General features: G+C 66.0%; 11 protein-coding genes and 1 pseudogene. 6 read left to right on the forward strand and 6 right to left on the reverse strand.

Annotated elements, in window-relative coordinates:
* Positions 1–85: 85 nt before the first annotated feature.
* Both DDZ14_RS15920 and DDZ14_RS15925 read right to left on the reverse strand, forming a co-directional pair.
* Complete coding sequence (locus DDZ14_RS15920; protein ID WP_109425986.1) at positions 86–802, reverse strand: sulfotransferase family protein; 717 nt, start codon at positions 800–802, stop codon at positions 86–88.
* Positions 802–1,710, reverse strand: coding sequence for a D-amino acid aminotransferase (locus tag DDZ14_RS15925; protein ID WP_109425971.1), 909 nt, complete (start codon positions 1,708–1,710; stop codon positions 802–804). The genes DDZ14_RS15920 and DDZ14_RS15925 overlap by 1 nt, the downstream gene beginning before the upstream one ends.
* A gap of 155 nt (positions 1,711–1,865) precedes the next feature.
* Between DDZ14_RS15925 and msrA the strand changes: the two genes are divergently transcribed.
* Positions 1,866–2,534 carry a peptide-methionine (S)-S-oxide reductase MsrA gene (gene msrA, locus DDZ14_RS15930; RefSeq protein WP_109425972.1) on the forward strand — a complete coding sequence of 223 codons (669 nt, stop codon included), beginning with the start codon at positions 1,866–1,868 and terminating at the stop codon, positions 2,532–2,534.
* A 3-nt stretch (positions 2,535–2,537) separates the two neighbouring features.
* On the opposite strand, the gene DDZ14_RS15935 is transcribed toward msrA, so the two are convergent.
* Positions 2,538–3,857 carry a glycine cleavage T C-terminal barrel domain-containing protein gene (locus DDZ14_RS15935; protein ID WP_109425973.1) on the reverse strand — a complete coding sequence of 440 codons (1,320 nt, stop codon included), beginning with the start codon at positions 3,855–3,857 and terminating at the stop codon, positions 2,538–2,540.
* 89 nt (positions 3,858–3,946) lie between these two features.
* On the reverse strand, positions 3,947–4,231 hold the full coding sequence (locus tag DDZ14_RS15940; RefSeq protein WP_109425974.1) for a YggT family protein: 285 nt from the start codon (positions 4,229–4,231) through the stop codon (positions 3,947–3,949).
* Positions 4,232–4,372: 141 nt separating this feature from the next.
* Here DDZ14_RS15940 and DDZ14_RS15945 point away from each other — a divergent pair, with 141 nt between their 5' ends.
* The 4 genes from DDZ14_RS15945 to DDZ14_RS15960 all read left to right on the forward strand — a co-directional run bounded on the left by DDZ14_RS15945 (position 4,373) and on the right by DDZ14_RS15960 (position 8,130).
* The gene (locus DDZ14_RS15945; protein ID WP_109425975.1) at positions 4,373–4,903 is read left to right on the forward strand and encodes an acyl-CoA thioesterase; all 531 of its coding nucleotides are present in this window, start codon (positions 4,373–4,375) and stop codon (positions 4,901–4,903) included.
* A gap of 64 nt (positions 4,904–4,967) precedes the next feature.
* Complete coding sequence (locus DDZ14_RS15950; RefSeq protein ID WP_109425976.1) at positions 4,968–6,317, forward strand: MFS transporter; 1,350 nt, start codon at positions 4,968–4,970, stop codon at positions 6,315–6,317.
* Positions 6,302–7,264, forward strand: a complete 963-nt coding sequence (mepA, locus tag DDZ14_RS15955; RefSeq protein WP_109425977.1) for a penicillin-insensitive murein endopeptidase — start codon at positions 6,302–6,304, stop codon at positions 7,262–7,264. The genes DDZ14_RS15950 and mepA overlap by 16 nt, the downstream gene beginning before the upstream one ends.
* Positions 7,237–8,130 (forward strand): esterase-like activity of phytase family protein, encoded by an 894-nt coding sequence (locus tag DDZ14_RS15960; protein WP_109425978.1) that lies wholly within the window; start codon positions 7,237–7,239, stop codon positions 8,128–8,130. The genes mepA and DDZ14_RS15960 overlap by 28 nt, the downstream gene beginning before the upstream one ends.
* Here the strand turns inward: DDZ14_RS15960 and DDZ14_RS15965 are convergent.
* Positions 8,112–8,939: a TIGR00730 family Rossman fold protein gene (locus tag DDZ14_RS15965; protein WP_109425979.1), complete on the reverse strand. Its 828-nt coding sequence runs from the start codon at positions 8,937–8,939 to the stop codon at positions 8,112–8,114. The two genes, DDZ14_RS15960 and DDZ14_RS15965, sit on opposite strands and share 19 nt — an antisense overlap.
* A 94-nt stretch (positions 8,940–9,033) precedes the next feature.
* Here DDZ14_RS15965 and dapD point away from each other — a divergent pair, with 94 nt between their 5' ends.
* Entirely contained in the window at positions 9,034–9,861 is an 828-nt protein-coding gene (gene dapD / locus DDZ14_RS15970) for a 2,3,4,5-tetrahydropyridine-2,6-dicarboxylate N-succinyltransferase (protein WP_109425980.1), read from the forward strand.
* A 552-nt stretch (positions 9,862–10,413) separates the two neighbouring features.
* Here the strand turns inward: dapD and DDZ14_RS15975 are convergent.
* A pseudogene (locus tag DDZ14_RS15975) lies at positions 10,414–10,529 on the reverse strand (IS5/IS1182 family transposase); the annotation flags it as partial.

The following is a 10,529-nucleotide window of genomic DNA, read 5'->3' on the forward strand; positions in this document are numbered from 1 at the left end:
GGCGCGGTTAATTTCTGCACATCCAAGCGGAGCAACAGGTGAACCTTCGCGCAAGGCGTATGTAGAAGATCGAATTGAAACCGCCCTAGATCCGGAACGCCGCGAGCCGCTCGTAGAAGGGCAGCGCCGTCTCCGCCATGCGCGCGGCGGCGCCGGAAAACTCCGGCAACGGGCCTTCGGCCCCGGCGAACCCGGTGGACCGGTGCACGGCGCCGTACCAATGCGCCGCCCAGACCCCGTCATCGGGATGCCCGCCCGCGGGCCAGGTCAGCATCGCGGGCGTGTAGTCCAGCCCCATCCGGGCGCAGAAGCGCGACAGCGTCCCGCCCGGATCGTCGCGGATGTCGTGGCTGTCGATCACCAGCGGCGGCGCCCCGGTGGCCTCCGCGAGTTCGTCGAATAATTCCGCCTGCAGCCGGAAGCCGATCTCGTCGGGATCGGGGTTCTCGCGCTTGGCGGTGAAGCTCGCGACCACCCGCGCGGGATGGCGGATCAGGAAGACATTTGTGCAGTCGCGCATCCAGCCGCGCGGCACGCCGGGGACCATGTGCTGGGTCATGTGCTTCTGGTAGAAGACCGGCTTGCCGCCCGGCACCGACCCGGTCAGGCGCGCAGCCACGCGCGCCGGATCGGGATCGCCCGCGGCTATGATCTGCTCGCGCATCGGATGATCCCGCCCGGTCAGCCGCAGATAGGCGGCGTAGAAGGGCTCGTCCCAGACGGCGGTGTCGCCGCGTGCCGCGAAGGCGTACATCATCGCCGTCGACAGGTTGCGCGGCCCCGACCACATCGCGATGCGCATCAGCCGCACTCCTGCGCGATCAGTGACTTGTAGAGCTGCCGTATCCGCGCCGTGACCGGCCCCATCTTGCCGTCGCCTATCGGGCGGCCGTCGATCTCGGCCACCGGGGTCTGCGCGCCGAACGTGCCGGTGAGGAATGCCTCATCCGCGCCATAAGTGTCCACCAGCGAGAAATTGCGCTCGAACACCGGGATGTCGTTGGCCCGGCAGAGCGCGATCACCTTGGCCCGCGTGATGCCGTTCATGCAGTAGTCGCCCGTGCTGGTCCAGACCTCGCCGCCGCGCACGATGAAGAAGTTGCAGGCGTTGGTGGTGTTCACGAAGCCATGCACGTCGAGCATCAGCGCCTCGTCGGCGCCGGCCTTCTCGGCGGCGATGCAGGCCAGCACGCAATTGAGCTTGGAATGGCTGTTGAGCTTGGGATCCTGGGTCATCGGCAGGCCGCGCAGATGGGGCACCGTGGCCAGCCGGACCGGCCGCGGCAGCGAGGGGCGCGAATGTTCCATGATGATGACGCGGGTCGCGCCGTCGCGCGACAGGCCGGGATGCTGGAAGGGCCGTATCTTGGGCCCTCGCGTGACCATCAGTCGGGCATGGACATCGGTCTCCATCCCGTTGGCGCGGCGGGTCTCCTCCAGCGCGTCGACCACGCCCTGCGCGTCCAGCCCGATATCGAGATCTATCGCCTTCGCCGCCTCGAAGAGCCGCGCCACATGCTCGTCCAGAAACGCCCAGCGCCCGTTATAGAGCCTGAGCCCCTCCCACACGCCGTCGCCCAGCATGAAGCCCGAATCGTAGACCGAAACCACCGCCTCGGCCCGCGGCTTCAGAGCGCCGTTCACATGGATCAGGATATCGGCGTTCCGGGCGTCGTCCTCGGCCTGGTGTGTGGTGATGCGATCTGTCATTCCGGTTCCTTCCCTTGCGCGCACGATAGGCAGGACGCGCGGCCGCGCCAAGTTGAAACAGGCGGTAAGTCCTGCGTGAGGTCACGGGCTCGTTTGTTGTCCGTGCAATGCGCACTAGGTCATGAACCGGGCGACATGAACCGGAGGAAAGACCGATGCCCCGAACCCGACATCTGACCATGTTCAAGACGTCCGCGCTGGTTCTGACAATCACACTTGTCGTCATGCTGCGGGCCGCGCCGGGCGAGGCGCGCAGTCTTGAGACCGCGATCGTCGCGGGTGGCTGCTTCTGGTGCGTGGAGGCCGATTTCGACAAAGTCGATGGCGTGGTGGAAACCGTCTCGGGCTTCACCGGCGGCCATGTCGAGAACCCCAGCTACAAGCAGGTGACGCGCGGCGGGACCGGTCATTACGAGGCGGTGAAGATCACCTATGACGCCGACCGGCTGAGCTATCGCCGGCTGCTCGACCTCTTCTTCCGTTCCATCGACCCGACCGATGCGGGCGGACAGTTCTGCGACCGGGGGCCGAGCTATCGCACCGCGGTCTTCGCGCAAACCGAGGCGCAGGCGCAGACGGCGCGCGCCGCCAAGGCCGACGCACAGGCTGCGCTCGGCCGCAAGATCGTCACGCCGGTGCTGGAGGCCGGCGAGTTCTATCCGGCAGAGGACTATCACCAGAACTATTACGCCAGCCAGGAGCGCATCCTGACCCGCTTCGGCTGGGTCACCAAGGCGCGGGCCTACAAGGGCTACCGCAAGGGCTGCGGGCGGGATGCGCGGGTCGAGGCGCTCTGGGGCGACGCCGCGCCCTTCGTGCACTGAGCCTCAGACCGCCCAGTCACGGCCACGGGCGCGGGCCCGTTCGCGGGCGCTGGGATTGACCGAGGGGCGGAACGGGACCTCGACCACTTCGGCCGGGGTGGGGCTGCCAGACTGCTCAGCATAGCGTTCAGGCAGTTCGACCCGCAGCCGCGTTCCGATGGCGCTCAGTTTCCAGGGGACGTAGCCCAGCGCGATATTCGTATCCAGTTCCGGCGACCACCATGGCGAGGTCACATAGCCCACCCGCGCGCCCGCCTCGTCCTGGATGACCCAGAAATCGGGCGCGTAATCGGTGATCGGCCGGCCGGCCAGTTTCATGCCCACCAGTTTCAACTCGAACGGGTAGCGCCCCGCGTCGATCTCGTCGCGCTGCCGTTCCAGTTCGGCCTTGCCGATATAGTCGGCCGTCTTCTTGCGGGGCACCTGATAGGCCAGGTTCACCTGGAAGGGCGATGTTTCCCAATCCATGTCCTGCCCCCAGGACAGGATGCCAGCGGCGATGCGGCGATGGTGGGCCGGCGCGATCACCCGCAACCCGTAGCACGCCCCCTGCCCGCGGATAGCGTACCACACGGCCTCGGCGTTGAGCGTGCTGTCGCGGGTATAGACCTCGTAGCCCTTCTCGCCGGTGAAGCCAGTCTGGCTGACGACGACCGGGGCGCCGCCGATCTCGGCCTCCATCAACCCGTAATAGGGGATCTCGCGCACCGCCTCGCCCACCAGATCGGCCACAAGATCCTCCGATACCGGGCCCTGTATCTGCAGCGGCGAGACGTCGATCTCGTCGATCTCCACATCGTATCCGAGGCCGAGATTGACGCCCTGCAGCCACAGCATCAGGTCGCTGTCGGAAATCGAGAACCAGAACTCGTCGGGCGCCAGGCGCAGCAGGACCGGATCGTTCAGGATGCCGCCCTTTTCATTGCACAGGATGCAGTACTTCCCGCGCATCGGCGCGATCCGGGTCGCGTCGCGGGTGATGACGCGGTTGACGAAGGCTTCGGCCTCCGGGCCGCGCACACGGATCTGCCGCTCCACCGCGACATTCCAGAGCGTCACGCGGTTCACCAGTGCATCGTATTCGGCCATCGAGCCGCCATCCTCGGGCTTCACGTAGCCGCGGGGGTGGTACATGCGGTTGTAGACCGTGGCCCGCCAAGCGCCGGCCTCCACCGACAGATGCCAGAAGGGCGATTTGCGCACCCTCGTGGACACCAGCATCTGCACCGGGGTCGATCCGGACTGGCGCAGATTGACCGGAACCTTGCGGTCGAACTGCGCGACGACCGGGATGTTGGGATGGGTTCGCTGGTGGTCGTTCATGGCGCTTTCCTCCTGTCCGTTGCAAAACGGAAACACTCCCCAAAGCTGGGGAGTCCCCGCGCGGCAGACAAGTCGGGCCGCGCGCCGGGTCAGAAAGCGTAGAGGTTGTTGCGGACGATGATACGCAGCGCGATGACAGCCAGCAGCGCGACCAGCGGCGCCAGGTCGAGCCCGCCCATCGGCGGCAGGAACTGGCGGATGCGCCGGTATGCGGGCTCCAGCAGCCGCTCCAGCCCGTACCAGAGCTGCGCCACGATCGGCTGGCGCAGATTGAGCACCTGGAAACTGATCAGCCAACTCATGATCACATGCGCGATCACGATGAACCAGACCACATCGAGAACCAGCAGGATGATCTGAAGCAGGGAGGTCATGGGCCGCTCTTTCCTTGGGAAAATCCGATCCGACCACAGGTAAATCGGCTTCACGGCGGTTGCAAGCGCCCGCTTTCCGCAGCGTCCGGCTTGACGCCGCCGCACAGCCCGCCAGACCTTCGCGGAAAAGGAGGTCCCGCGATGTACCCGATCGTGCGCATGGTCAAGGAACTGGCCGTTCAATCCCGCAAGCCCCGCCTGCCCTTCCTGGGCACCCATGTCTCGCACCATATCTGCTGGCCCTGGGATCTGGATATCTGGCTGGAACTCAACAACGGGCGGTCGCTGACGCTCTACGACCTGGGGCGCATCCCGCTCGGCCTGCGCGTCGGGCTGGTGCCGGTGATGCGGCGCAACCGCTGGGCCCTGACGATGGCGGGCGTCTCGGTACGATGGCGGCGGCGGACGCGGGTCTTCGACAAGGTCGAGATCCACAGCCGCTGCGTGGGCTGGGATGACCGGTTCTTGTATATCGAACAATCCATGTGGCACCGCGGACAGGCCAATTCGGCGGCACTCTACCGCGCCGCCGTGACCGACAGGAACGGCCTGCTGCCCACGGCGAAGGTGCTGGCGGCGATGGGGGCGGAGGCGGCTTCACCCGAATTGCCGGCCCATGTGCGGGCCTGGATCGAGGCCGACGCGACCCGGCCCTGGCCGCCGGAGACCTGACATTTCGCTTGCCAGCCCGCTCCCGCCCCGGTCTTATCGCCGCAAAACGGGCAGGAGGCATGGCATGGCGGGATACGACCGCAAGCGGATCTGGGGCTGGTTCTTCTTCGACTGGGCCAGCCAGCCTTACAACACGCTGCTGCTGACCTTCATCTTCGCGCCCTATGTCAAGGAAATCCTCGGCGACGGGTCCACCGCGCAGAGCGCCTGGGGCTTCGGTGTCGGTGCGGCGGGGGTCGTGATCGCCTTGCTGGCGCCGGTGCTGGGCGCGATGGCCGATACCGGCGGCAACCGGATGCGCTGGATCTGGGGCTTCTCGGCGCTTTACGTGATCGGTTCGGCCGGGCTCTGGCTGGCCGCGCCCGAAGGCTTCAGCCTCGGGATGACGCTCTTTTTCTTCGCCATCGGCCTGATCGGCATGGAATTCGCCACCATCTTCACCAACTCCATGCTGCCCGATCTCGGCCCGAAGGAGGAGATCGGCCGCATTTCCGGCAATGGCTGGGCCTTCGGCTATGTCGGCGGGCTGATCGCTCTGGTGATCATGCTCGTCTTCTTCGCCGAGGATGCCGATAGCGGGCGCACCTTCGTGGGGCTGAGTCCGGGGCTGGGCCTCGACGCCGCCACGCGCGAGGGCACCCGTTTCGTGGGGCCGCTGACGGCGATCTGGTACGCGGTCTTCATGATCCCGTTCTTCCTCTATGTGCGCGATCCCAAGCCGGTGCGCACCGAACCCGGCGTGGTGCGGGCCGCGCTGGTGGGGCTGGCGCGGACCATCCGGCGGCTGCCGCGCACCCCAAGCCTGCTGGCCTACCTGGCGTCCTCGATGTTCTATCGCGACGCGCTGAACGGCATCTACACCTTCGGCGGGCTTTACGCCGCGGGCGTGCTGAACTGGAGCGTCGTGGACACCGGCATCTTCGGCATCCTGGCGATCATCACCGGCGCGGTATTCGCCTGGATCGGCGGGCACGCCGACAGCGCCTTCGGCCCCAAACCCGTCATCATCGCCTGCGTGCTGGTACTCACCTCGGTAGCCATCGCCATCGTCTTCGTCTCGCGCGAGGCGGTGTTCGGCCTGCCCGTCGATGCGGCCTCGCGCCTGCCCGATATCGCCTTCTACGTGCTGGGCGCCACGATCGGCGCGGCAGGCGGCGCGCTGCAATCGGCGAGCCGCACCATGATGTGCCGCCAGGCCAATCCCGCGCGCATCACCGAGGCATTCGGGCTCTACGCATTGGCGGGCAAGGCGACCTCGTTCATCGCGCCGTTGGCGATCGGTGTGGCCACCTATATTTCGGGCAGCCAGCAGATCGGGATTCTGCCGCTGATTGTCCTTTTCCTGATCGGCCTGATTTTGCTAGCATGGGTCAAGTCCGACGGAGACAGCGCCGAGACATGGTCCGCCCACTGATCCCCCTCCTGCTTGCACTGGCGCTAGTCGCCTGTGGCGACGAGACCTCTGGCCCTGACACGGCATCGCGCGCCGCGACCACCCAAACGCCCGAGGCGGTGACGAAATCCGGCGCGACGGCGACCAAGGCGAACCTGCTCTTCGGGGCGGAGCCGCGCGGATCGCGCCAGCAGCCTGCCGCCTTCGGCAGCTATGCGCGCGGCTGCGTCGCCGGTGCGGTGGAACTGCCGGAAACCGGACCAACCTGGCAGGCGATGCGCCTGTCGCGCAACAGAAACTGGGGCCATCCCGCGATGATCGGCTTCATCCGGCGGCTGTCGGCCGAGGCCACGCGGCACGGCTGGCCGGGGCTCTATGTGGGCGATATCAGCCAACCGCGCGGCGGGCCGATGACCTCGGGCCACAGGTCGCACCAGATGGGGCTCGACGCGGATATCTGGATGCTCCGGCCCCACCGGCTCGACCTCAGCCGCGCGGCGCGCGAGAGCCTTTCTTCGATCTCGGTCCGCTCGGCCGACCAGCGCAGCGTGAACGGCAACTGGACACCGGCGCATATGCAGATCATCAAGGCTGCGGCCTCCGACCCTGCGGTGGATCGGGTTTTCGTGACCGCGCCGGCCAAGATCGCAATGTGCCGGGACGCCGGGCGCGACCGCGCCTGGCTGCAGAAGGTGCGGCCGATCTACGGCCATCATTACCATTTCCATGTCCGGCTGAAATGCCCGGCGGGCTCCGCCGCCTGCCAGGTGCAGCGCCCGACCGTCGCGGATTTGTCGAAAGGCGGCGACGGCTGCGACGAGACGCTGACCTGGTGGGTGACGGATTACCTCAAGCCGCCGCCGCCGGGCAGCAAACCCGCGAAACCGGCGCCCAAGCGGCGCCATCCGCGCGACTACACGCTCGCCGATCTGCCCGCCCAATGCACCGCCGTCCTGGCCTCGGACTAACGCTGGCCACCTGGCTGCTGGCCTGCGGTGGCGCGGCCGCAGCGGAACGGCTGGTCCATGTCGGCAGCTATCACTGGCCGGCGGAGAAGAGCAATTTCGGCGGCTTCTCGGGGCTGGAGATCGACGCAGACGGCCGGAGCTTCACCGCGATCAGCGATCAGGGCCAGATCCTGACCGGGCGGCTGGACCGCGGCCCGGAGGGCGTCGTGACGGGCGTGCGCCATGACGGGCTGCGCTGGATCCGCGACGTGGACGGCGCGCCGGTGCGCGACACCCGCATTGACGCCGAAGGGCTGGCCGTGGCGGCGGATGGCCGGCTCTACATCTCCTATGAGCGCGACCATCGCGTGGACGCGCGCGCCGGCCCTGACGCGGTGCCCGAGGCGCTGCCGGTCGCGCCGGCCTTCGCCGGGTTCCAGGGCAATTCCGGGCTGGAGGCGCTTGCTCTGGACCCGGACGGCCGGCTCTTCGCGATCCCCGAACGGTCCGGCGAATGGATCAAGCCCTATCCTGTCTTCGTCTTCGCGAATGGTGCCTGGACACAGCCCTACAGCCTGCCGCGCCGCGACCGCTATCTCCCGGTCGGTGCCGATTTCGGCCCGGACGGGCGGCTCTACCTGCTGGAACGCGATTTCCGCGGTGTGCTGACGGGCGTCTCGAGCCGCATCCGGGTCTTCGCACCCGGCCCGGACGGGTTGCGCGCCGAAGCGACGCTTCTGGAAACACCCTATGGCACCCATGACAATCTGGAGGCCATCGCGATCTGGCAAGAGCCCGGCGGCACGTTGCGCGCGACGCTCTTGTCGGACGACAATTTCAACCCCGCGCAGCGCACCGAATTCGTCGATTACCGGCTGGAGCCCTGATCCCAGGTCTCTATCGCCTCCATTGCCTCCGCCGCAGTGTCGACGAAGCGGAAGAGTTCCAGATCCTCGGGCGAGATCGTGCCGGCTTCGGCCAGCGCCTCCCAGTTGATGATCCGGCGCCAGAATTCCTCGCCGAAGAGCAGGATCGGCACGCGCTTCATCCGCTCGGTCTGGATCAGGGTCAGCGTCTCGAACGTCTCGTCGAGCGTGCCAAACCCGCCCGGAAAGACCGCCACCGCATTGGCGCGCAGCAGGAAATGCATCTTGCGGATGCCGAAGTAATGGAAGTTGAAGCACAGATCGGGCGTCACGTATTCGTTGGGCGCCTGTTCGTGCGGCAGCACGATGTTGAGTCCGATCGACGCGCCACCGGCCTCCATCGCGCCGCGATTTCCGGCCTCCATCACGCCGGGTCCGCCGCCGGTGACGATGACATTCTCCCGCCCGTAGCTTTCCATGCTTTTCAGCGTCATCAGCCGGGCGAACTCCCGCGCCTCCTCGTAGAAGCGCGACAACTCGGCCAGGGTTTCGGTACGGGCGGTGTCGCGTTCGGCGGGCGGCGGGATGCGCGAGCCGCCGAAGAGCACGATGGTGCTCTCGATGCCGCGCTCGGCCATCACCATCTCGGGCTTGAGAAGCTCCAGTTGCAGGCGCACCGGGCGCAGTTCGTCGCGGCACAGGAAATCGGGATCGGCGAAGGCAAGCCGGTATGCGGGTGCGCGCGTCTGCGGCGTATCGGGCACCTCCTGCGTGTGCTCGACATCGTGATGCGCGTCGGGAAAAACGCGCCGCCTGCCCTCGTCATCCATCGCGATCCTCCCTGCGTCAGCACGATTGCGCGGTCTGTCCGACTGCTCTATAGGCTCTGGCCCAACGAGGCCAGACAGGAATTGGAGAGCGCCGATGTCGAACGCCCAGCTTGAGACCGCGATCGAGGCCGCCTGGGAGGCGCGCGACACCATCACGCCGACCACCGGGGGCGAGACACGCGAGGCGATCGAGGACACGCTGAACGCTCTGGACTCTGGCCGCCTGCGCGTGGCCGAGCGGCAGGAGAATGGCGACTGGCATGTGAACCAATGGGCCAAGAAAGCGGTGCTTCTCAGCTTTCGTATCAAGGATATGGAAATCCAGCCGGGCGGGCCGCAGGGCGGCGGCTGGTGGGACAAGGTCGATAGCAAGTTCAAGGGCTGGGGCGAGAACCAGTGGCGCGCCGCGGGCTTCCGCGCGGTGCCCAACTGCGTGGTCCGCAAATCGGCCTATATCGCCCCCGGCGTGGTGCTGATGCCCTGCTTCGTCAATCTCGGGGCCCATGTGGACGAGGGCACGATGGTGGATACCTGGGCGACGGTGGGCAGCTGCGCGCAGATCGGCAAGAACGTGCACCTCTCGGGCGGCGTCGGTATCGGCGGGGTGCTGGAGCCGATGCAGGCGGGCCCCACGATCATCGAGGATAACTGCTTCATCGGCGCGCGCTCCGAAGTGGTCGAGGGTTGCATCGTGCGCGAGGGCTCGGTTCTCGGCATGGGCGTCTATATCGGCAAATCCACCAAGATCGTGGACCGCGAGACCGGCGAGGTCTTCATGGGCGAGGTGCCGCCCTATTCCGTGGTCGTCTCAGGGAGCATGCCGACCAAGAACAACCTCAACCTCTATTGCGCGGTGATCGTGAAGCGGGTGGACGCGAAGACGCGCTCGAAGACCGGGATCAACGAGTTGCTGCGGGACTGAGCAAGGCCAACCGCCGACGCACTTGGATGCCCTCTCTCTTGGAGGGGCGTTTTCGACTCGGGAACGGCTGGTCAGAGCCCATTTCGTCGCGTTTCCAACTCGACGATAACGAATTCATATGGAGTCTGAGGTCGCCATATGCTTTTCGGCTATCAAAGTTGCGATCTGAGGTATTATCCAGAATGACCAAAGTTTCTCCCTCCGATTCAGTTTTCCCATTGGTGACGAAAGAAGGCAAATTCCTTCGGTTCCTCGGGACCGGTTTTGCAGCAAAGTTCGGGAGCACTACCCTTTGTGTTACGGCAGAGCATGTCATGCGTGACATTGCGGAAGCTTATATCTTCGACGTATGGGGACCGCATCGAGAGCCCTTTGATCGGGACCAACTGCTACATCGAGTGACACCACTCAAGTCGGACCGCACTACTGATTTGGCCATTCTAAATTTTTGCGATTTCGAACCGCGAGGTTCGTTTGGAACTGATCCCAAATTTGACGTAAGCGATCCAGTATTAATGACTTTCGAGTACTCAAGATCACGAGGGTCAGGACTCATAGCCAATAGATGACGGTTGCGGCGAGTGCGATGGCGGAGAGGAATACCTTCGGGCATCGGTCATATCGGGTTGCGACCCGTCGCCAGTCTTTGAGCCTACCGAACATGATCT

This window comes from Maritimibacter sp. 55A14, from assembly GCF_003122205.1.
Classification (GTDB): Bacteria; Pseudomonadota; Alphaproteobacteria; order Rhodobacterales; family Rhodobacteraceae; genus QEYE01.